Source organism: Pseudoruegeria aquimaris, assembly GCF_900172235.1.
Lineage (GTDB): Bacteria > Pseudomonadota > Alphaproteobacteria > Rhodobacterales > Rhodobacteraceae > Pseudoruegeria > Pseudoruegeria aquimaris.
Genome location: NZ_FWFQ01000012.1, coordinates 15,733 through 35,287, shown reverse-complemented (window position 1 = coordinate 35,287; position 19,555 = coordinate 15,733). Strand labels below are relative to the sequence as shown.

The following is a 19,555-nucleotide window of genomic DNA, read 5'->3' as shown; positions in this document are numbered from 1 at the left end:
AAAAACCTTCTGCTCATCCGTTGGGGGCGCTGGACACCTCGCCCCGATCAAGGCAAGAAACTCCGAAAGCCGTCAACCCGGCGGGCGGCGCAGGAAGCGAAAGGTTGCCGAGATCCCGTGAAGAAGATTTCAGAACTCGCAGAAGGCGTGAGCCGCGGAGACAGGCGGGCGCTGGCCCGGGCCATCACCCTGATCGAAAGCGCGCGCGCCGATCACCGCGCGGAGGCCACCGCCCTGCTGGACGCCCTGCGCGGTTCGCGCCAGGCGCTGCGCATCGGATTGTCCGGCACGCCCGGTGTGGGCAAATCCACCTTCATCGAAAGCTTCGGCATGATGCTCACGGGGCAGGGGCTGAAGGTGGCGGTGCTGGCGGTCGATCCTTCCTCCACCCGCTCCGGCGGCTCGATTCTCGGGGACAAGACCCGCATGGAGCGGCTGTCGCGCGATCCCAACGCCTTCATCCGCCCCTCTCCGAGCCAGAGCCAGCTCGGCGGCGTGGCGCGGCGCACCCGCGAGGCGGTGATGCTCTGCGAGGCGGCGGGTTATGACGTGGTGCTGATCGAGACCGTGGGCGTGGGCCAGTCGGAGACGATGGTGGCGGAGATGAGCGATCTCTTCCTGCTGCTGATCGCGCCGGCGGGCGGGGACGAGCTTCAGGGGGTGAAGCGGGGAATCATGGAGATCGCCGACATCATCCTCGTCAACAAGGCCGACGGCGATCTCAAGCCCGCGGCCACGCGCACCTGCGCCGACTACACCGGCGCCCTGCGCCTGCTGCGCAAGCGGCCACAGGATCCGGAGGGCTTCCCCAAGGCGCTGCTCGTCTCGGCGCTCGAAGAGGAGGGGCTGAAGGCGGCCTGGCAGGAGATGCAGGCGCTCGCGGAGTGGCGCAAGGCCAATGGCCATTGGCAGGCGCGGCGGGCCGCGCAGGCGCGGCACTGGTTCGAGGAGGAGGTGCGGCACGGGCTGCTCGCACGGCTCTCCGACGATCCCGAGATCCGCGCCCGGATGGAGCAGCTGGGCACGGAGGTGGCCGGTGGTTCGCTGGCGCCGGGCGTTGCCGCACAGGCCCTTCTGGAGGCGCTTCGGGCGCCGAAATGAATCGCTTGACGTTCCCCGGCTTTGGCCGTAAATCGCGTGAACGGAATTTCAGGGCGCTGCCTGTGCGGCGCCCGTTTCAATTGTCGAGTCGGATAGGGATCCGCCCGACGCCGACCACGAGATGAGGAAAAAACCATGTCGCGCCGTTGCGAACTGACCGGAAAAGGCCCGATGTCTGGCAACAATGTCAGCCACGCCAACAACAAAACCAAGCGTCGGTTTCTGCCGAACCTGAACGACGTGACCCTGCAGTCCGAGACTCTGGGCCGCGGCTTCAAGTTCCGGATTTCGGCTGCCGCGCTGCGCTCGGTGGACCACCGCGGTGGTCTGGACGCCTTCCTTGCGAAAGCAAAAGACGAAGAACTGTCGCCGAACGCGCTGAAAGTGAAGAAAGAGATCGCGAAAGCCAAGGCTGCCGCCTAAGCCTTTCCGATTGCTTGGAATCAGGATGCGGCCCTGCCAATCGGCGGGGCCGCTTCCTTTTGGCACTTGGCCTTGCCGCCGCCCGGGCCTAGAAACGGGCCATGATCCGGCGCCTGCCATATCTCGCCCGCCTGGGCCTCGTGATCGCGCTTCTTGCCGCAAGCGTGGCCACCGGGGCGGTCCGCGGGCAGGCCCAGGCTGCTGGCACGGCCATCCTGTGCCTGGGCGAAGTGGCGCGCGCGGTTCCGGTGGACGCCGAGGGCCGCCCCACGAGTGGCCATCACTGCCCACTCTGCACGCTTGCGCCCCACGCGACCCTGCCTCAGGTGGCCAGCGCACCGGCGCGGCCTGCCGTGACCGAATCGCGCAGCCTGCCGCCCGCACTTCCGCCCGCCTCGGCCCTTGCCGCCCTTCCGCCGCGATCCCGCGGCCCTCCGCGTGCTGTCTGACCTTTCGTTCCACCACGACCAGAATGACCAGACAGACAGGAGACCAAGATGTCTTTCTCCAAATCCTTCCTCGCCGCCTCCGCTGCGGCCCTGCTTGCCCTTCCTGCCTTCGCGGCGGATGCGACGATCGAAGTGCGCGACGCCTACGCCCGCGCCGCCGGCGTGACGGCCAAGGCCGGCGCGGCCTTCATGGAAATCGTCAACACCGGGTCGCAGGATGATCGCCTGATCGACGTCAAATCCGACGCGGCCGCCAAGGTGGAAATCCACACCCACAAGGACATGGGCGACGGCGTGATGAAGATGGTGCACGTCGAAGAGGGGCTTCCGGTGCCCGCCGGCGGCATGGCCGTGCTGAAACGTGGCGGCGACCACGTGATGTTCATGGGCCTGACCGCGCCCTTCGAGCAGGGCAAGACCCTCGACGTGACGCTCGTGTTCGAACATGCCGGCGAAATGGACGTGACGATCCCCGTGGACAACGAGCGCGCCGCCGACGCCGGCGCCCACACCCACACCCACAATCACTGACGCCCGGGCCGGGCCGCGCGTGCCGCGGCCCGGCCCTTCGCCGCCACCGGAGCCGCCTGCCATGGAAGAGACCTACCGCAAGGCCACGCCGGATGACGTGGAGGGCATCGCCGCGCATTGGGCGGAGGGCTGGCACGATGCCCACGCGCAGATCGTGCCCGACGCGCTGATCGCCCAACGCGCGCCGGACAGCTTCCTGCCCCGCGTCGCCGCGCATCTGCCGGGCTGCTGGATCGCCGAGTCCGACGGCCGTCTTGCCGGTTTCTTCATGCTGGAAGGCCCGGAGATCTACCAGTTCTACGTTGCCCGCGCCGCCCGTGGCACCGGGCTAGCCGCACGGATGATGGCGCGGGCGGAGGCGCTGCTCGCCGAGGCGGGCGTGCGCGATGCCTGGCTCGCCTGCTCCGTGGGCAACAGGCGCGCCGCGGCCTTCTACGAGAAGGCGGGCTGGCGCAACGCAGGCGAAACGGAAATCGAGGTGGAAATCGCCGGCGGCGGCATGGCCCTGACCGTCTGGCGCTTCGAAAAACGCCTCGCCTGAGCGGGGCTGGACAGCCGGATTCGCCTTCCGCACACTTGGTGCATCGATTTCAGGAGGGCGAAATGGCGAAATTTCTCGTTCACGTTCATACGGGCCCATCGGACCCGACCAAGGCTACTCTTGCCTGCCTCGTGGCGGCTACGGCGCTCAAGGAGGGGCACGAGGTTTCGATTTTCATGGCCGGGGATGGTGTCCATCTTCTCGCGCCTGAAACGGTCAGCGCGCTCGAAGGGCAGGGCACGGGGGCATTGCGCGATCACCTCGCTGCGATCCGCGAGGGTGGCGGAACGCTTTACCTGTCGGGGATGTCGGCCAAGGCCCGCGGTTATGATGAAAGCCTGCTGGAGGGCCACCCGGCCACCTTCGCGATGCCCGATGAACTCGTGCGCCTCGCGGCGGAGGCCGATACGGTGCTCTGCTACTGAGGCGCTAGCGGCGCAGCATCTGCTGCACCCAGTCCGGAACGATCCTCGTGGCGGGCCCGTGGCGCGCCTCGTCGAAGGGCAGGCGCGCCTCGCTCGGTTCGAGGTTGAGTTCCAGCGTGCGTGCGCCGGCGATCCGTGCTTCTTCGGCGAAGCCGGCCGCCGGGTAGACGTTGCCGGAGGTGCCGATGGAGACGAACAGGTCGCAGGCCGCCAGAAGCTCCGCGATCCGATCCATGTGGTATGGAAATTCCCCGAACCAGACGATGTCGGGCCGCGTGGCAGGGGCGGCGCAGGCGGGGCAGGGGTCATCGTGGGCCATCACATCCGGGGCGGGCCAGCGGTGGCCGCAGGCCGCGCAGAGCGCGCGCGCCAGTTCGCCGTGCATGTGGATCACCTCCGGGGTGCCTGCGCGCTCGTGCAGGTCGTCCACGTTCTGCGTCACGATCGAGACGCGCCCACCGGCGAAGCCGCGCTGAAGCCGCGCGAGGGCCGCGTGGGCGGAATTGGGCGCCGCGTCCCGGCAGTTGGCGCGGCGGGCGTTGTAGAACTCGTGGACCAGTGCCGGATCGCGCGCGAATCCTTCCGGCGTGGCCACGTCGTTCAGGTCGTATCTCGTCCAGAGCCCGTCCTTATCCCGGAAGGTGCCAAGGCCGCTCTCGGCAGAGATCCCGGCCCCGGTGAGGATCACGATGTTCATGGGCAGCCCCGTGGTGTGATGCGTTCAACGGCAGTCTAGCCGGGCGGGTGGATGGTGTCCCGCCCTGCGGTCCGGTCCGCTGCGGAACGGAAGGGGCTTGAGGCGGCCTGAGGATTGACAGGCCGCGGGCGCTTTGCCACCCATTGGCCCATGACACAGCGCATCCTCTTCGTCTGCCTCGGCAACATCTGCCGCAGCCCCACCGCCGAAGGCGTCTTCGCGACCCTCGCCGTGCGGGCCGGTCTTTCGGTGGCGGTGGATTCGGCGGGCACGAGTGACTGGCACGTAGGCGATCCTCCCTACGGGCCGATGCAGCGGGCGGCCCAGGCGCGGGGCTACGACTTGTCGGCCCTGCGGGCACGCCAGGCCACGGCGAAGGATTTCGAGGATTTCGATCTGATCCTCGTGATGGACGAAAGCAATCTAGCCGACATGGAGCAGCTTCGACCGGCCGGCAGCCGAACGCCGGTGCGCCTGTTTCTCGACTACGCGGAAACGGCCGGGGTCCGCGAGGTGCCCGACCCCTACTACACGCGGGATTTCGACACGCCCATCGCCCTGATCGAAGCCGCCAGCCGCGGGCTGATCGCTCAGCTTCTACGGCAATAGGATTCGGCGGTGGCGCCGAAGGATTTGTAGCGCTGCCAGAATTTCTCGTGGCCGGAGTTGTCGGACTGGCGGATCTCCTGCGCCCGGTGGGGATCCTTGAAGAAACTGGCGGCCAGTTTCTGATCCTTGCGGGTGAGGGTGAGATCGGCCACGTCCTGGATGCAGCCGCAGAGCGCGCGCGAGGCGCCCTTGCGATCGGATTTCAGGCAGGCGCGCTCGATCGTGCCTGCATGAAGGGTGGGGGTGGTCAGGGCCAGCACAAGGGCGGCCAAAGCAATGGGTTTCATGGGTCTGCCTCGCTCCAGGCGGCGCTCCGTCTTCGGAGTTCTTTCCGCGCAATCGTCAACTGGCGGAAGAATGCCCCAGAACGGGGCATTTTTCAATTGTGCATGCGGGCCGCGAGGCGACGGAGCGCTATTCTGCCGCGATGGGCAGGAGCCTTTCGGCCATCATGGCGTCGGCGATCAGCGCCGGGCTGCGGCCTTCGCGCGCCGCGCGGGCGAGCAGCCCGTCCATGGTGTCGACCAGCGCCTCCAGCCGCCCGGCCACCCACGGCCCGGTGTTGTGGATGCGCAGGATCTCGGAAGCCACGTTGATGATGCCGCCGCCGTTGGCCACGTAGTCCGGGGCGTAGAGGATGCCGCGCGCCTGAAGCAGCGCTGCGTCGGCCGCAGTCTCCAGCTGGTTGTTGGCCCCGCCGGCCACCAGCTTCACCTTCAGCTGCGGGATGGTGCGGGCGTTGAGGATGGCGCCGATGGCGCAGGGGGCGAAGATATCGGCCTCGGCGCCGTAGATCGCGTCGCTCGCCACGGCTTCCGCCCCGAAATTGGTGACGGTGCGGGCCACGCGGGCCGGCTCCACGTCGGTGACGATCAGCGAGGCTCCGGCCTCGGCCAGCAGGCCGCAGAGGTTCCAGCCGACATTGCCCAGCCCCTGCACGGCGACGCGCCGGCCGGCCAGATCCTCGGAGCCGAAGCGATGGCGGGCGCCGATGCGGATGGCGTTGAAGATGCCGCGGGCGGTGACGGGGGAGGGATCGCCCGAGGCGAAGGCCCCGTCGGACAGCCCGGCCACATACTGGGTTTCACCGCGCAGCACGGCCATGTCGGACGGGCTCATGCCCATGTCTTCGGCCGTCCAGTAACGGCCGCCCAGCCCCTCGATGGCGCGGGCGAAGCTTTTCAGCAGCGCCGGCGTCTTCCGCGTGGCGGGATCGCCGATGATGACGGCCTTGCCGCCGCCCAGCGGCAGATCCGCCGCGGCGTTCTTGTAGCTCATGCCTTCGGACAGCCGCAGCACGTCGGTCAGCGCCTCGTCCTCGCTGGCATAGGGCCGCATCCGCAGCCCGCCGGCGGCCGGCCCGCGGCAGGTGGAATGCAGGGCGATGAAGCCCGTCAGCCCGACTTCGGGCGCATGGACCCGGTAGACGGCTTCGTGGCTGTCGCTGGTGATCTGGGTGACGGTCGGTTCGACGGTCTGGCTGGCCTCGGTGGTCATGGCGCGCTCCTTTTAACTCCCTCTGTGTTGAAAATAGGTCCGATCCGGGAGCGTTTCTCACCAAAGATCCTCACGTTTGGGTGGCGTGTTGGTGGAAATCCCTCATAATGATGGGAGGCTTGGAGGAAATCGCCATGGATGAGCTGGATCGCAGGATCGTGAGGGCGCTACAGGAAGATGGGCGGCTGCGCATCGCGGACCTGTCCGAGAAGGTCGGGCTTTCCCCAACGCCCTGCGCGCGGCGGGTGGCGAAGCTGGAGGCCAGCGGGGTGATCACGGGCTACCGCGCCGAGGTGAACCCGGCGGCGCTGGGGCTGCCCCTGACCGTGTTCATTTCCGTGGAGCTCGAACGGCAGAGCAGCGAGGATCTTGCTGTCTTCGAACGCGCGGTCGCGCGGTTTCCGGAAGTGGTGGAATGCCACCTCCTCACCGGCTCGCGGGACATCCTGCTGCGTGTCGTTGCCGCCGATCTGGCGGCCTTCGACCGCTTCATGGAGGACGGGTTGATGCGGGTGCCCGGCATCCGCAACCTCAATTCCAGCTTCACCCTGCGCACGATGATCCGCCGCGAGGTGCGCCCCTGACGGCTGAAGCGGCGCGTTCTCCACAGGAAGCGGGAGTTATCCACAGGGCGCGGGCCGGGCAGGGGCTTGTCTTGCCCCGCGGCGCGCCCGATATTGGGCGGCATGAGTCTGCCCCCCGGTTTTCTGGATGAACTGCGCACGCGCGTTTCGCTCTCCCAAGTGGTGGGGCGGAAAGTGATGTGGGATGCGCGCAAGTCCAACCAGGGCAAGGGCGACATGTGGGCGCCGTGCCCCTTCCACCAGGAGAAATCCGCCTCCTTCCACGTGGATGACCGCAAGGGCTACTACTATTGCTTCGGTTGCCACGCCAAGGGCGACGCCATCTCCTTCGTGCGCGAAACCGAGAACGTGGATTTCATGGAGGCCGTGCGCATCCTTGCGGGCGAGGCCGGGATGCAGATGCCCGCGCGCGATCCGCAGGCACAGAAGAAGGCCGACAGGCGCTCGCAGCTGGCGGAGGTGATGGAGCAGGCGGTGCAGTTCTTCCGCCTCAACCTCGCCGCAGGTGCCGGCTTCGCGGCGCGCGAGTATCTCGACGGGCGCGGAATGTCCGCCGCCACGCGGGAGCGCTTCGAGATCGGCTTCGCGCCGGAGGGCTGGCAGAACCTCTACGATCATCTGCGGGGCAAGAACGTGCCCGAAGATCTGATCATGGCCTGCGGGCTGGCGAGGGCGTCCAGCAAGGGCGGCAAGCCCTACGACGTGTTCCGCAACCGCATCATGTTCCCGATCCGGGACGCGCGCGGGCGCTGCATCGCCTTCGGCGGTCGGGCCATGGATCCGGCGGACAACGCGAAATACCTGAACTCGCCGGAAACCGAACTCTTCGACAAGGGGCGCAGCCTCTACAACCACGGCCCGGCGCGGGAGGCGGCGGGCAAGGGCCAGGCGCTGATCGTGGCCGAGGGCTACATGGACGTGATCGCGCTTTCGGTGGCTGGCTTCGGGGCAACCGTTGCCCCGCTTGGCACGGCGGTGACCGAAGATCAGCTGCGCCTGCTGTGGCGCATCCACCCGGAGCCGATCATCGCGCTGGACGGCGACGCGGCCGGCCTGCGCGCCGCGCGCCGGGTGATCGATCTGGCGCTGCCGCTCCTGGAGGCGGGCAACTCCCTGCGCTTCGCGATCCTGCCGGAAGGCCAGGATCCGGACGATCTGATCAAGGCCAAGGGCCCCGAGGCCATGCAGGCGGTTCTGGACGCCGCGCGCCCGATGGTGAGCCTGTTGTGGGAGCGCGAGACGGAAGGGCAGGTCTTTGACAGCCCCGAACGCCGGGCGGCGCTGGACAAGCGCCTGCGCACCGTCGTCAAGACGATCCGCGACCCCTCGATCCAGCGCCACTACACCGAAGAAATCAAGCGGATGCGGCAGGATCTCTTCTTCCCGCCGCGCGCCCGCGGTGGCTGGAGCGGCGGTAAGGGTGGAATGGGCGGCAAGGGCGGATGGCGCCCGCGCGGCGCGCCGGAGCCGGTGCGGGCCTCGACCAAGCACTCCCTGCTCGCCATGGCGGATCCGTCCGCCGAGGACCGTCTGCGCGAAGCGGTGATCCTTGCGAGCCTGCTGCTGCACCCCGAACTGGTGAACCGTTTCGTCGGCGCGCTCGAAATGCTGGAGTTCGCCGATCCCGACCATGCCCGGATCCGGGACGTGCTCCTGCGCACCGAAGCCGAAACCACCGAGGCGCTGGAGGCCGAAATCCGGCGGTCTATCGGCGGCGAGGCCCTTGAAAACCTCTTCGCCACGCGCCATGTCCAGATCGCCCCTCCCGTCCGCAGCCCCGGAAACACCACCGTCGCCGCCATGTGCATCGCCGAGGCGATGGCCAAGCTGAAGGCGCGCCGCGGTGCGGAGCGCGAGATCGCCGAGGCGATGGAGGATCTGCTCGGCGTTGCCGACGAGGGGCTGACGTGGCGTCTGCAGCAGGCCGCCGAGGCCCGCAACCGGGCCGAGCGGAGCGAGGCGGAGGACACCACGGAGTATGAAACGGGCAGCAACGGGGCGCTGGTGAGCCGCGAGGAGCGGGAAACCTTCGACAAGCTGTTGCAGGGCATTAAGTACACGAAAGGCAAAGGATGACACCTCCGGCGCGCTTTCGTAAGGAAGAGGATGTGGAAAACGGGTAGACATGGAGGCGAATCATTGATTCGCCCAGCGTGATTCGCACCAGACCGCCCGGAATTTCCGCCCTGAATCAGGAGCAACGCATGGCCGCCAAAGACACCGACGACCGCAAGCAGGACGACAGCGAAAACGAGCCGATGATCGACATGAGCCAGGCCGCGATCAAGCGCATGATCGCCGAGGCGCGTGAAAAAGGCTACATCACCTACGACCAGCTCAACGAAGCTCTGCCGCCGGAGCAGGTGTCCTCGGAACAGATCGAAGACGTGATGTCGATGCTGTCGGAAATGGGCATCAACGTGATCGAGGCCGAGGAAGCCGAGGAGGCGGAGGCCGAGGGCAAGTCCACCGCCGTGGCCACCACTTCCGACAGCCGAGAACTGGCGGTGTCTTCCGGCGAGGCCGAGAAACTGGACCGCACCGACGATCCGGTGCGCATGTACCTGCGCGAGATGGGCAGCGTCGAGCTTCTGAGCCGCGAGGGCGAGATCGCCATCGCCAAGCGCATCGAGGCCGGGCGCAACACGATGATCGCCGGTCTCTGCGAAAGCCCGCTGACCTTCCAGGCCATCACCATCTGGCGCGACGAACTTCTCAGCGAAGACATCCTGCTGCGCGACGTGATCGATCTCGAGGCGACTTTCGGAAACTCCATGGAGGAGGAAGAGGAAAGCGAGCCCGTGGTCAACGTGGCCAACGTGCAGGCCGCGCCCAAGAAGGAAGCCCAGCAGGAGCTGGACGCCGACGGCAACCCGATCCGCAACACCGATGACGATGACGACGAGGACGAGCAGGCCAACATGTCGCTCGCCGCGATGGAGGCCGCGCTGAAGCCGCGCGTGCTGGAAACGCTGGATCGCATCGCCGCCGATTATGCCCGTCTGTCGGAAATGCAGGATCAGCGGATCTCGGCGACGCTGAACGAAGAGAACTACACCGACAAGGAAGAAGAGACCTACCAGAAGCTGCGCAGCGAGATCGTGGAACTGGTGAACGGCCTTCACCTGCACAACAACCGGATCGAAGCGCTGATCGACCAGCTCTACGGCATCAACCGCCGGGTGATGTCGATCGACTCCGGCATGGTGAAGCTGGCCGACCAGGCCCGCATCAACCGCCGCGAGTTCATCGAGGCCTACCGCGACCACGAGCTCGATCCGAACTGGATGGAGCGTATGGCCGAGAAGCCGGGCCGGGGCTGGCAGACCTTCGTCGAGCGCTCCGCCGACAAGGTGGAGGCTCTGCGCGCCGACATGGCGCAGGTGGGCCAATACGTCGGCCTCGACATCCCGGAATTCCGCCGCATCGTGCAGCAGGTGCAGAAGGGCGAAAAGGAGGCCCGTCAGGCCAAGAAGGAAATGGTCGAGGCCAACCTGCGCCTCGTGATCTCCATCGCCAAGAAATACACCAACCGCGGCCTTCAGTTCCTGGACCTGATCCAGGAGGGCAACATCGGCCTGATGAAGGCGGTGGACAAGTTCGAGTATCGCCGCGGCTACAAGTTCTCCACCTACGCGACGTGGTGGATCCGGCAGGCGATCACCCGCTCCATCGCCGATCAGGCGCGCACGATCCGTATCCCGGTCCACATGATCGAGACGATCAACAAGCTGGTGCGCACCAGCCGCCAGATGCTGCACGAGATCGGCCGCGAGCCAACGCCGGAAGAACTGGCCGAGAAGCTGCAGATGCCGCTCGAGAAGGTGCGCAAGGTGATGAAGATCGCCAAGGAGCCGATCTCCCTCGAAACCCCGATCGGGGACGAGGAAGACAGCCAACTGGGCGATTTCATCGAGGACAAGAACGCGGTGCTGCCGCTGGATTCCGCCATCCAGGAAAACCTGAAGGAAACCACGACGCGTGTTCTGGCGAGCCTCACCCCGCGCGAGGAACGGGTTCTGCGGATGCGCTTCGGCATCGGCATGAACACCGATCACACGCTCGAAGAGGTGGGCCAGCAGTTCAGCGTGACCCGCGAACGGATCCGCCAGATCGAGGCCAAGGCGCTCAGGAAGCTCAAGCACCCGAGCCGCTCGCGCAAGCTGCGCAGCTTCCTCGACCAGTAACCAGAAAGCGCCCTCCGGGGCGCTTTTTTCTTGCGGCCCTTGAGGCACGGAGCAAAGGCGGCCCATGGCCGCCGCCGTGCCAGCGCCGGGCCTGCCCCATGGGCCGGTGCTGGCACGGCTGGGCGAGATTGTTCCCACAACCGCTTCATCTATTTGACAAGCCCGCGCCGCCATGGTCGCTTGCCGGTCGAACGCGCGTGAGACAAGCGAAAGGCAGGCCGATGACAGCCGACATGACAGCCGAAATGGAATTCGACTACGTGATCGTTGGCGGCGGCTCGGGCGGGGCCACGCTGGCCGCGCGACTGAGCGAGGACCGCAAGGTGTCCGTGTGTCTTCTGGAAGCCGGCGGCGACGGCAAGGACATGCTGATCCGCCTTCCGATCGGCGCGGCGCTCATGGTGCCGGGCCACCCGGTGCCGATGAACAACTGGGCCTTCGAGACGATCCCGCAGGAGGAACTGGCCGCGCGTCGCGGCTACCAGCCGCGCGGCAAGGCGCTGGGCGGCTCGTCCGCGATCAACGCCATGATCTACACGCGTGGCAACCCGAAGGACTACGACCACTGGGCGCGCCTCGGCTGCACCGGGTGGGCGTGGGAGGATGTCCTGCCCTATTTCCGCAAATCCGAGGACAACAGCCGCGGGGCGGACGACTACCACGGCGAGGGCGGCCCGCTCCAGGTGACCGATCCGCAGAGTCCGCGCCCGATCAGCCGCGATTTCGTCGCCGCGGCCGAGGCCGTCGGCATCCCGGCGAACGGGGATTTCAACGGCCCCGTGCAGGAAGGTGCCGGGCTGTTCCAGCTCACCCAGTTCCATGACCGCCGCCGAGGCGAACGCTGTTCGGCGGCCGCGGCCTTCCTGCATCCGGTGATGACCCGCGCGAACCTCGAAGTGATCACCCATGCCCTCGGCCGCCGGGTGCTGTTTGACGGCAGGACGGCCTGCGGAGTGGAGTTTTCCCGGCGCGGCCAGATCCGCAGGGTCAAGGCCCGCCGCGAGGTGATCCTCTGCGCCGGCGCGCTGCAGTCGCCGCAGCTTCTGATGCTGTCGGGCATCGGCAACGCCCACCAATTGCGCGCCCACGGCATCGATGTGGTGCAGAACCTGCCCGAGGTCGGGCTGAACCTGCAGGATCACATCGACACCGTGCTCGGCTACGAGGTGAACACGACGAACCTCTTCGGCATCGGGCTCAAGGGCGGGGCGCGGCTCCTGAAAGCGTTGCGGCGCTGGCGGCGCGAGGGGCGCGGGATGGCGGCCTCCAACTTCGCCGAGGCCGGCGCCTTCCTGAGCGTCGGCGACGGGGCCGAGGGCTGGCCCGACGTGCAGATGCATTTCGTGGTGGGCCGGCTGATCAACCACGCGCGCACCATCCGCCCCGGATACGGGGTGACGCTGCACACCTGCCTGCTGCGCCCGAAGAGCCGGGGCTGGGTGCGGCTGGGCACGGCGGATCCGTCCGATGCGCCGATGATCGATCCGGGTTTCCTCGAAGCCGGAGAGGATGCCGATCTGCTGCTGGCGGCCGTCAAGCGCGGGCGCGAGATCATGGCGGCTCCGCCGATGGCGCAGCATGTGATCAAGGATCACGATTGCGCCCATGTCACCAGCGACGCCGATCTGATGGCGGTGCTGCGCGAGAAGAGCGATACCATCTACCACCCGGTGGGCACCTGCCGCATGGGCGGCGATGACGCCTCCGTGCTGGACCCGCAACTGCGGGTGCGCGGGGTGGAGGGGCTGCGCGTGGTGGATGCCTCCGCCATGCCGCAGATCGTCTCGGGCAACACCAACGCCCCGGTGATCATGATGGCCGAGAAAGCCGCCGACATGATCCGGCAGGCGCGGCTGGGCGGATGACGCTTGACAGGAGCCGGCCCGCGCGGGCCACTCTGCGCCCATGACATCGCTCGCCCAACGTTTCTGGAACCTCACCGCGCGCGGCTTCGAAAAGCAGGTGCTGCGGCTCGTCACCAACCAGGCGGCCCTGCGCAGGCTCTACGACAGGCTCGCGCCGATCAGCTACCGCCGCCTGAAGGACATGCACTTCGCGCCTGCCCTGATCGAGGCCGGCGGCTTCACCGCGCGCGGCCGCTGGTGCACGCGCGGCACGGGCGCGCAGGCGGGGCTGCTGTTCTACGTGCACGGTGGTGGTTTCTGCATCGGCTCGCCCAGAACCCACGGCAGGCTGGTGGCCGCGCTGGCCGGGGCCGCTGGCCTGAAGGGGCTGGCGGTCGCCTACCGGCTTGCGCCGGAACACCCGTTCCCGGCGGCCCTGGAGGACGTGGTGGAGGCCTACCGCGCCGTGCTGGCGGCGGGCTGGGATCCGGCGCGCATCGTCATCGCCGGCGACAGCGCCGGGGGCAACCTCGCGCTCTCGCTGCTGGCCGAATGCAAGCGCCTCGGCCTGCCCCGTCCGGCGGGCTGCATGGCCATCGCGCCGGCGGTGGATCTCTCCGGCGAAAGCCCCTCGCTGCATGAAAATGCGGCCAGCGAGATGCTCCTGCCCGAGAAATGGCTGGCCATCGCGCTCGATGGATACCTCGCGGGCGCCGATCCGAAGGATCCGCGCGCCTCGCCCCTGTTCGGCGATTTCGAAGGTGCGGGGCCGGTGTTCCTCACCGTCGGCGCCGGTGAGCTGTTCCGCGACGAAGCCCGCCGGATGCGGGATGCGTTGCAGGCGCAGGGCGTGGCGGTGAGCTACGAAGAGGTGCCCGGCGTGCATCACGTCTGGCACCTGCGGTTCGGCCAAAGCCCCGAGGCCGACGCCGCGGTGGCCCGGATGGGGGCCTTCGCGCGCGCCTGCCTGCCGCGCGCCGGCGACGCCCCGGATTGACCTCGCGGCCGCGCTGGGTCACATCTGTGCGGCCCGGAAAGGATACCCCATGACGAAACCCTTCCTGATCCTGCAGCTGCGCCCCGAAGCGGAGGCCGCGGACGACGAGTTTGCCGCCTTCCTCGCCAAGGGCGGGCTGGCGCCGGACGAGGTGCAGCGCATCCGGCTGGATTGCGAGGATCTGCCCGAAAGCCTCGATCTGGCGGATTATTCCGGCGTGATCGTCGGCGGTGGGCCGGGCTGCGTGAGCGATGCCGAGAGCGAGAAAAGCCCGGTCGAGAAGAAGATCGAGGACACCGTTCTCTCGCTCATGCCCGCGATCACGGCGCAGGACAAACCCTTCCTCGGCTGCTGCTACGGCATCGGCATCCTCGGGGCGCACCTGGGCGGCGTGGTCTCCAAGGAGCGTTACGGCGAGCCCGTGGGTGCGGCCGATTGCACCCTGACCGAAGAGGGCGCGAAGGATCCGCTGCTGGCCGGCATGCCCCCTCGCTTCCAGGCGCTGGTGGGCCACAAAGAGGCCATGCAGGCGCTGCCCGACGGCTGCGTGCACCTGGTGTCCGCGCCCACGTGCCCCTACCAGATGGTGCGGCACGGGCGGAACGTCTACGCCACGCAGTTCCACCCGGAAGCCGATGGCGAAGGCTTCGCCTTGCGCATCCGCATCTATCGCAACAAGGGGTATTTCCCGCCGGAAGAGGCCGACGCGCTCACCGAACGCGTGCTGGCCACCCCGGCGAAGGAGCCGGCGCGCATCCTTGCCAATTTCGTTTCCCGCTACCGGGAGGGCTGAGCTTGGATATCGCGCTGGAACTGGATCACATCGCCGTGGCGGCCGAAACGCTCGAAGAGGGCGTGGCCTGGGTGGAAGAGCGCCTCGGCGTGTCCATGCTGCCCGGAGGCAGGCACCCCGTGATGGGCACGCACAACCGGCTGCTGGGGCTCGCGGACGGGCTCTACTTCGAGGTCATCGCGGTGGATCCCGACGCGCCGCGGCCGCCCCACGCGCGCTGGTTCGATCTGGATCGTTTCGAAGGCCCGCCGCGCATCGCCAACTGGATCCTGCGCACTCCGGATCTCGCCGCGGCCTGCGCCGCCGCCGGGCCGGGCGTGGGCAGGCCCGTGGCGCTGGCGCGGGGCGATCTGCGCTGGCGGATGGCCGTGCCCGATGATGGCATCCTGCCGTTGGGCGGCGCCTTCCCGGCGCTGATCGAATGGGAGGGCACGGCGCACCCGGCGCGGCGGCTGGCGCCCAGCGGGCTGCGGCTCACCCGGCTCGAAGTGCGCCACCCCGACATCGTTAACCTGAAGCTGCCCGGCTTCTCCGATCCGCGTGTGGCCTTCGTCGAGGGCACGGCCGGTTTCGCGGCCAGCTTCGACGGCCCCGACGGCGAAAGAACCCTGCCATGACGATCCGCCCCGCGACACCCGCCGACTGCCCCGCGCTCGAAGCGATCTGGGCGCCGATGATCCGCGACACCCTGGTGACCTTCAACAGCGTCCCGCGCAGCGTGGCCGATCTGGAGGCGATGATCGCGGAGAAGGCTGCGGCGGGGCATGGGTTCTTCGTGGCGGAAACCGCGCCGGGGCGGGTTGCGGGCTTTGCGACCTACGGCCAGTTCCGCGGCGGCATCGGCTACGCGCATACGATGGAACACACGATCATCCTCGCCCCGGAGGCCCACGGCAGGGGGCTGGGGCGCGCGTTGATGGCGGCGGTGGAGGAACACGCGCGGGCCGGGGGCGCGCATTCGATGTTCGCCGGCGTCAGTTCGGGAAATGCGGCGGGCGTGGCCTTCCACGCCGCGCTCGGCTATGCCGAAGTGGCCCGGCTGCGCGAGGTCGGGCGGAAGTTCGACCGCTGGCTCGATCTGATCCTGATGCAGAAGTTCCTGTGAAATTTCCATGAGTCGCGCTGACAGCGCGCCTGTGAGCCGCTAGGGTTTTTCCATGTCGATCTGGACACGCATATCCGAGGCCATCTCCGCATTGGCCAAAGGCGAGAGCCTCGCCGAGGTGTTTGACAAACTGCGCGCGCCGCCCGAGCGTTCGGTGGCCTTCGCCATCGCGGTGATCGCGCTGGGGGCCAAGATGGCCAAGGCCGACGGTCTCGTGACGCGCGATGAGGTCACGGCGTTCCGCGAGGTCTTCCACATCCCGAAATCCGAGGAGGCCAACGCCGCGCGGGTGTTCAACATGGCGCGCCAGGACGTGGCCGGCTTCGAGCTCTACGCCGAACGCATCAACCGCATGTTCGGCGAGGAGCGCGACGCCATCCGCGACCTGATGGAGGGGCTGTTCCACATCGCCGTCGCCGATGGGGAATACCATCCGGCGGAGGATGCCTTCCTGAGCCGGGTGGCCGAGATCTTCGGCCTCGACGAACGCGCCTTTCGCAGCCTGCGCGCCCGCTTCGTGCCGGACGCGGCGCCCGATCCCTACGAGGTGCTGGGCATTTCGCCCGAGGCCACGCTCGAAGAGGCCCGCGCCGCCTGGCGCGCGCTGGTGCGCGAAACCCACCCCGATCGCATGATGGCGAGGGGGGTGCCGGAAGAGGCGGTGAAACTGGCGGAGAAACGCCTGATCGCGGTCAACCGGGCCTGGGAAGAAATCAACCAGTCCGCCGCGTGATCCATGCGCATCGCCACCTACAACATCGAGTGGTTCACCAATCTGTTCGACGATGACGACCGCCCGCTTGCCGATGACGGCTGGTCGGCCCGGCGGGACGTGACCCGGGCGCAGCAGCTGGAGGCGCTGGGCATCGTCTTCACCGCGCTGGATGCCGATGCGGTGATGATCGTCGAAGCGCCGGACACCAACCGCAGCCGCTCCACCGTGGCCGCGCTGGAGAACTTCGCGGCGCTCTACGATCTGCGCACGAGGCGGGCGCTGACGGGGTTCACCAATGACACCCAGCAGGAGCTGGCGCTGCTGTTTGATCCCACGGCACTGACGGCGCGCCATGACCCGCAGAGCGGGCTTGAGGCGCAGCGCGGCTGGGTGCCGCGCTTCGACGGGGAATTCCCGCTGGATCTGGACGTCGATTCCGCGCCCGAGACCATCCGCTTCTCCAAGCCGCCGCTGGAGATCGCCGCCACCAGCGCGGCGGGCGTGGATTTCCGCATGATCGGGGTACATCTGAAATCCAAGGCACCCCACGGCGCCCGCACCCGCGACGAGGTGATCCGGATCTCCATCGCCAACCGCCGCAAGCAGCTGGCGCAGGCGGTGTGGCTGCGCCGGCGCATCGAGGCGCATCTGGCGGCCGGCGATCCGCTCATCGTGATGGGCGATCTCAACGACGGCCCCGGCCTCGATGAATACGAAAAGCTCTTCGGGCGCTCCGGCGTGGAGATCGTCATGGGCGAGGAGGACGGCCCGCAGCTGTATGATCCGCACGCCCGGCAGGCCTCTACCCAGAAGATGGGCGCACAGCCGGCCACGTCGCGTTTCTACATCGCCGAGGAAAAGCGCTACCTTTCGGCGCTGCTGGATTACATCCTTGTCTCGCCGGACCTGCGCGCGCGCAATCCGCGCTGGCGCATCTGGCACCCGTTCGACGATCCCGTCTGCTACGGCACGCCCGAGTTGCGGCAGGCGCTGCTCACGGCCTCCGATCACTACCCCGTCACGCTGGACATCGACCTGTGACGGCGGCAAACCGCCGGGTCTCCACGCGGCAAGGCTTCCGGCGGGGCGCCTGGGTGCCTATATTGGGGGCATGAAACCGATCGCCACCAGCCTGCTGCTTGCCAGCCTCACCCTCGGCGCGGCGCCTCTGCCCGCGCTCGCGCAGGAATCGGAGGGCTCCCGCAAGGAAGAGGGGCTGTCCCTGATGGAGCAGGGGCTTTCGATGCTGTTCGAGGAACTCCTGAAAGACATGGAGCCCGCCCTGCGGGAGCTGGAGGGCCTTCAGCAGGACATGGGCCCGGCGCTGGAAGAGCTCTTGGGGCGGATCGGGGAACTTTCCCAGTATCACGCCCCCGAAGTGCTGGAGAACGGCGATATCCTGATCCGCCGCAAGACGCCGGAAGAGCTGCGCCGCGAGGAAGAGGCCCGGCCGCTGGAAGATGGGGAAGTAGAGATCTGAGCACGCCTTCAGCGCGGCCGGATCACCTTTGTTTCCGCATTCAGAGCCTGCGCGAGCGAGGCGAAACGCGCCTGCGCAACCTCTCCGAACAGGTCTTCGGCCTCGTGGGAGAGCCGTAGCTCCAGCACCTGTTTCTTGGGGTAGAACTTCAGCTTGCCCAGGTGCTCCGGGTTCAGCGTGGTGAACATGGCGCCGAAGCGCATCGCCTTGCCCAGCACCTCCGCCTCCCGGATCTTCTTCTCGGGCACCAGCGAGAACAGCGGCTCGAAGTGGCTGCCTGAACGGCTGTTCTTGTAGCGGTGCAGCAGCGCGAGCCCGAGGTAGACCCGTTCCCAGTGCTTGAGCCCGCCCATGTTGGCGCGGGTGGCGTTGTCGAAGCAGACTTCCGCCCGGTAGTCCGGATGCGCGCGCCAGCTCACGTCATGAAGCTGGCAGGCGGCGCGGATGAGGCGGATGTCTTCGTATTTGTCCGTCTTGAACAGGGGTTTGACGAAATTGTAGAGCGCCTTGCCGTAGCCGGGGATGCGGGCGTCCTTGGCCTCGGAGAAGCGGCAGGCCTCGATCAGCGGATCCCTGTGGCGCAGCGGATCGGGCATCTGCTCGTAGAGCAGGCCCTCGCGGATGCCGTAGGAGGAGATCGCGATTTCCTTCGGGCCGAAGGTGTGGATCAGGCGCTTGAGAACCTCGCAGGCCAGCGGGACGAGGCTCATGCGGGCCTCGGAGATGCCGGCCTCCGCGCGCAGGGTCTGCAGATCCTGCGCGCGGATCCATTTCACCGTCGCCTGCACGTCGCTCGGGCGCATCCGGTATTCGTGCAGCACTTTCAGCGGGTAGCCCCGGCGCTGCATGTCCAGCCGGGCGATGGCGCGCCAGCTGCCGCCCACGAGGAACAGGCGTTTCTGATCTTCGGGAAACTCCGCACGCAATTCGTTGATCACGCGCTTGATGTATTCGGCGCGGCCCTTCTTGCCGCCCTTGATGTCGCGCAGTTTCAACGGCCCGAGCTTGGTGCTGCGGCGCTTGCCGACGGTGCCGTTGCCGACCTGCGCAAGCTCCATCGAAGAGCCGCCGATGTCGCACACCAGCCCCTGTGCGGTGGGCCAGCCGAGCAGCACGCCCTGCGCGGAGAGCCGCGCTTCTTCTTCGCCGTCGATGACGTAGAGGCGGAGGCCGGTCTCCCGGGCTATCTCCTCCCTGAAGCCGGGACCGTCCTCCGCCTCCCGCACCGCGGCCGTAGCAACGGCGGAAAGCGGTGCGAGTTCCATTTCTTCTGCCAGCCGCTGGAAGCGCTTGATCGCCGCCAGCGCGCGTTTGCGCCCCTCGGGGTTCAGCCTGCCGGTTTCCGACAGGCCCGAGCCGAGGCCGCACATGATCTTTTCGTTGAAGAAATACGCAGGGCTGCGCGCAGCTCCATCGAAAACGACCATGCGAACCGAGTTGGAGCCAACGTCCACCACGCCTACGCGGGAAAGCGCACGCGACGATGGATCGTTGAACAGCGGTCTGCCGAACGGCCCCCAGTCTTCGCCGGGTGCTTCGGAGCCTCCGTCCATGAGATCATCCCCTTCAGTCCGGGT

At 67.7% G+C, this 19,555-nt stretch carries 22 protein-coding genes; 18 read left to right on the top strand and 4 right to left on the bottom strand.

Annotated elements, in window-relative coordinates:
* Nucleotides 1–117: 117 nt before the first annotated feature.
* The 6 genes from meaB to PSA7680_RS09705 all read left to right on the top strand — a co-directional run bounded on the left by meaB (nt 118) and on the right by PSA7680_RS09705 (nt 3,470).
* Nucleotides 118–1,101 (top strand): methylmalonyl Co-A mutase-associated GTPase MeaB, encoded by a 984-nt coding sequence (gene meaB, locus PSA7680_RS09730; RefSeq protein ID WP_245824569.1) that lies wholly within the window; start codon nt 118–120, stop codon nt 1,099–1,101.
* Between the two features lie 135 nt (nt 1,102–1,236).
* Nucleotides 1,237–1,524 carry a 50S ribosomal protein L28 gene (gene rpmB / locus PSA7680_RS09725; protein WP_085868519.1) on the top strand — a complete coding sequence of 96 codons (288 nt, stop codon included), beginning with the start codon at nt 1,237–1,239 and terminating at the stop codon, nt 1,522–1,524.
* Between the two features lie 101 nt (nt 1,525–1,625).
* A complete protein-coding gene (locus tag PSA7680_RS19155) occupies nt 1,626–1,973 on the top strand; it encodes a DUF2946 family protein (protein ID WP_085868518.1) in 348 nt (115 codons plus the stop codon).
* 48 nt (nt 1,974–2,021) lie between these two features.
* The gene (locus PSA7680_RS09715) at nt 2,022–2,504 is read left to right on the top strand and encodes a copper chaperone PCu(A)C (RefSeq protein ID WP_085868517.1); all 483 of its coding nucleotides are present in this window, start codon (nt 2,022–2,024) and stop codon (nt 2,502–2,504) included.
* Between the two features lie 61 nt (nt 2,505–2,565).
* The gene (locus PSA7680_RS09710; protein WP_085868516.1) at nt 2,566–3,045 is read left to right on the top strand and encodes a GNAT family N-acetyltransferase; all 480 of its coding nucleotides are present in this window, start codon (nt 2,566–2,568) and stop codon (nt 3,043–3,045) included.
* A gap of 62 nt (nt 3,046–3,107) precedes the next feature.
* Nucleotides 3,108–3,470: a DsrE family protein gene (locus tag PSA7680_RS09705; protein WP_085868515.1), complete on the top strand. Its 363-nt coding sequence runs from the start codon at nt 3,108–3,110 to the stop codon at nt 3,468–3,470.
* A 4-nt stretch (nt 3,471–3,474) separates the two neighbouring features.
* On the opposite strand, the gene PSA7680_RS09700 is transcribed toward PSA7680_RS09705, so the two are convergent.
* Nucleotides 3,475–4,167, bottom strand: a complete 693-nt coding sequence (locus tag PSA7680_RS09700; RefSeq protein WP_085868514.1) for an NAD-dependent deacylase — start codon at nt 4,165–4,167, stop codon at nt 3,475–3,477.
* Between the two features lie 150 nt (nt 4,168–4,317).
* Between PSA7680_RS09700 and PSA7680_RS09695 the strand changes: the two genes are divergently transcribed.
* On the top strand, nt 4,318–4,776 hold the full coding sequence (locus PSA7680_RS09695) for a low molecular weight protein-tyrosine-phosphatase (protein ID WP_085868582.1): 459 nt from the start codon (nt 4,318–4,320) through the stop codon (nt 4,774–4,776).
* Here the strand turns inward: PSA7680_RS09695 and PSA7680_RS09690 are convergent.
* Both PSA7680_RS09690 and PSA7680_RS09685 read right to left on the bottom strand, forming a co-directional pair.
* Nucleotides 4,758–5,063 (bottom strand): hypothetical protein, encoded by a 306-nt coding sequence (locus PSA7680_RS09690; RefSeq protein ID WP_085868513.1) that lies wholly within the window; start codon nt 5,061–5,063, stop codon nt 4,758–4,760. The two genes, PSA7680_RS09695 and PSA7680_RS09690, sit on opposite strands and share 19 nt — an antisense overlap.
* A gap of 127 nt (nt 5,064–5,190) precedes the next feature.
* Nucleotides 5,191–6,273 (bottom strand): Glu/Leu/Phe/Val family dehydrogenase, encoded by a 1,083-nt coding sequence (locus tag PSA7680_RS09685; RefSeq protein WP_085868512.1) that lies wholly within the window; start codon nt 6,271–6,273, stop codon nt 5,191–5,193.
* Nucleotides 6,274–6,407: 134 nt separating this feature from the next.
* On the opposite strand from PSA7680_RS09685, the gene PSA7680_RS09680 reads away from it, so the two are divergent.
* The 11 genes from PSA7680_RS09680 (at nt 6,408) to PSA7680_RS09630 (ending at nt 17,978) form a co-directional block, all read left to right on the top strand.
* Entirely contained in the window at nt 6,408–6,857 is a 450-nt protein-coding gene (locus PSA7680_RS09680) for an Lrp/AsnC family transcriptional regulator (protein WP_085868581.1), read from the top strand.
* 102 nt (nt 6,858–6,959) lie between these two features.
* A complete protein-coding gene (dnaG, locus tag PSA7680_RS09675; protein WP_085868511.1) occupies nt 6,960–8,933 on the top strand; it encodes a DNA primase in 1,974 nt (657 codons plus the stop codon).
* 128 nt (nt 8,934–9,061) lie between these two features.
* Complete coding sequence (gene rpoD / locus PSA7680_RS09670; RefSeq protein WP_085868510.1) at nt 9,062–11,044, top strand: RNA polymerase sigma factor RpoD; 1,983 nt, start codon at nt 9,062–9,064, stop codon at nt 11,042–11,044.
* 245 nt (nt 11,045–11,289) lie between these two features.
* On the top strand, nt 11,290–12,909 hold the full coding sequence (locus PSA7680_RS09665) for a GMC family oxidoreductase (RefSeq protein ID WP_139838607.1): 1,620 nt from the start codon (nt 11,290–11,292) through the stop codon (nt 12,907–12,909).
* A 40-nt stretch (nt 12,910–12,949) separates the two neighbouring features.
* Nucleotides 12,950–13,885, top strand: coding sequence for an alpha/beta hydrolase (locus PSA7680_RS09660; protein ID WP_085868509.1), 936 nt, complete (start codon nt 12,950–12,952; stop codon nt 13,883–13,885).
* Nucleotides 13,886–13,934: 49 nt separating this feature from the next.
* Nucleotides 13,935–14,678, top strand: a complete 744-nt coding sequence (locus PSA7680_RS09655; protein ID WP_085868508.1) for a glutamine amidotransferase — start codon at nt 13,935–13,937, stop codon at nt 14,676–14,678.
* A gap of 2 nt (nt 14,679–14,680) precedes the next feature.
* Nucleotides 14,681–15,295 carry a VOC family protein gene (locus PSA7680_RS09650; RefSeq protein ID WP_245824563.1) on the top strand — a complete coding sequence of 205 codons (615 nt, stop codon included), beginning with the start codon at nt 14,681–14,683 and terminating at the stop codon, nt 15,293–15,295.
* Nucleotides 15,292–15,783 carry a GNAT family N-acetyltransferase gene (locus PSA7680_RS09645; RefSeq protein ID WP_085868507.1) on the top strand — a complete coding sequence of 164 codons (492 nt, stop codon included), beginning with the start codon at nt 15,292–15,294 and terminating at the stop codon, nt 15,781–15,783. The genes PSA7680_RS09650 and PSA7680_RS09645 overlap by 4 nt, the downstream gene beginning before the upstream one ends.
* 52 nt (nt 15,784–15,835) lie before the next feature.
* The gene (locus PSA7680_RS09640) at nt 15,836–16,516 is read left to right on the top strand and encodes a molecular chaperone DjiA (protein ID WP_085868506.1); all 681 of its coding nucleotides are present in this window, start codon (nt 15,836–15,838) and stop codon (nt 16,514–16,516) included.
* A gap of 3 nt (nt 16,517–16,519) precedes the next feature.
* Nucleotides 16,520–17,539: an endonuclease/exonuclease/phosphatase family protein gene (locus PSA7680_RS09635; protein WP_085868505.1), complete on the top strand. Its 1,020-nt coding sequence runs from the start codon at nt 16,520–16,522 to the stop codon at nt 17,537–17,539.
* 70 nt (nt 17,540–17,609) lie between these two features.
* A complete protein-coding gene (locus PSA7680_RS09630) occupies nt 17,610–17,978 on the top strand; it encodes a hypothetical protein (protein ID WP_085868504.1) in 369 nt (122 codons plus the stop codon).
* Nucleotides 17,979–17,986: 8 nt separating this feature from the next.
* Here the strand turns inward: PSA7680_RS09630 and PSA7680_RS09625 are convergent, their stop codons facing one another.
* Nucleotides 17,987–19,531 (bottom strand): Ppx/GppA family phosphatase, encoded by a 1,545-nt coding sequence (locus PSA7680_RS09625; RefSeq protein ID WP_085868503.1) that lies wholly within the window; start codon nt 19,529–19,531, stop codon nt 17,987–17,989.
* Between the last annotated feature and the right edge of the window lie 24 nt (nt 19,532–19,555).

Coding starts and splice junctions, on each gene's coding strand:
- PSA7680_RS09660 (WP_085868509.1), top strand. CDS start 12,950: ATGACATCGCTCGCCCAACGTTTCTGGAACCTCACCGCGCGCGGCTTC.
- PSA7680_RS09630 (WP_085868504.1), top strand. CDS start 17,610: ATGAAACCGATCGCCACCAGCCTGCTGCTTGCCAGCCTCACCCTCGGC.
- PSA7680_RS09640 (WP_085868506.1), top strand. CDS start 15,836: ATGTCGATCTGGACACGCATATCCGAGGCCATCTCCGCATTGGCCAAA.
- PSA7680_RS09695 (WP_085868582.1), top strand. CDS start 4,318: ATGACACAGCGCATCCTCTTCGTCTGCCTCGGCAACATCTGCCGCAGC.
- PSA7680_RS09625 (WP_085868503.1), bottom strand. CDS start 19,531: ATGGACGGAGGCTCCGAAGCACCCGGCGAAGACTGGGGGCCGTTCGGC.
- PSA7680_RS09700 (WP_085868514.1), bottom strand. CDS start 4,167: ATGAACATCGTGATCCTCACCGGGGCCGGGATCTCTGCCGAGAGCGGC.
- PSA7680_RS09655 (WP_085868508.1), top strand. CDS start 13,935: ATGACGAAACCCTTCCTGATCCTGCAGCTGCGCCCCGAAGCGGAGGCC.
- PSA7680_RS09635 (WP_085868505.1), top strand. CDS start 16,520: ATGCGCATCGCCACCTACAACATCGAGTGGTTCACCAATCTGTTCGAC.
- PSA7680_RS09665 (WP_139838607.1), top strand. CDS start 11,290: ATGGAATTCGACTACGTGATCGTTGGCGGCGGCTCGGGCGGGGCCACG.
- dnaG (WP_085868511.1), top strand. CDS start 6,960: ATGAGTCTGCCCCCCGGTTTTCTGGATGAACTGCGCACGCGCGTTTCG.
- PSA7680_RS09690 (WP_085868513.1), bottom strand. CDS start 5,063: ATGAAACCCATTGCTTTGGCCGCCCTTGTGCTGGCCCTGACCACCCCC.
- PSA7680_RS09685 (WP_085868512.1), bottom strand. CDS start 6,273: ATGACCACCGAGGCCAGCCAGACCGTCGAACCGACCGTCACCCAGATC.
- rpoD (WP_085868510.1), top strand. CDS start 9,062: ATGGCCGCCAAAGACACCGACGACCGCAAGCAGGACGACAGCGAAAAC.
- PSA7680_RS09715 (WP_085868517.1), top strand. CDS start 2,022: ATGTCTTTCTCCAAATCCTTCCTCGCCGCCTCCGCTGCGGCCCTGCTT.
- PSA7680_RS09705 (WP_085868515.1), top strand. CDS start 3,108: ATGGCGAAATTTCTCGTTCACGTTCATACGGGCCCATCGGACCCGACC.
- rpmB (WP_085868519.1), top strand. CDS start 1,237: ATGTCGCGCCGTTGCGAACTGACCGGAAAAGGCCCGATGTCTGGCAAC.
- PSA7680_RS09680 (WP_085868581.1), top strand. CDS start 6,408: ATGGATGAGCTGGATCGCAGGATCGTGAGGGCGCTACAGGAAGATGGG.
- PSA7680_RS09710 (WP_085868516.1), top strand. CDS start 2,566: ATGGAAGAGACCTACCGCAAGGCCACGCCGGATGACGTGGAGGGCATC.
- PSA7680_RS09645 (WP_085868507.1), top strand. CDS start 15,292: ATGACGATCCGCCCCGCGACACCCGCCGACTGCCCCGCGCTCGAAGCG.
- PSA7680_RS19155 (WP_085868518.1), top strand. CDS start 1,626: ATGATCCGGCGCCTGCCATATCTCGCCCGCCTGGGCCTCGTGATCGCG.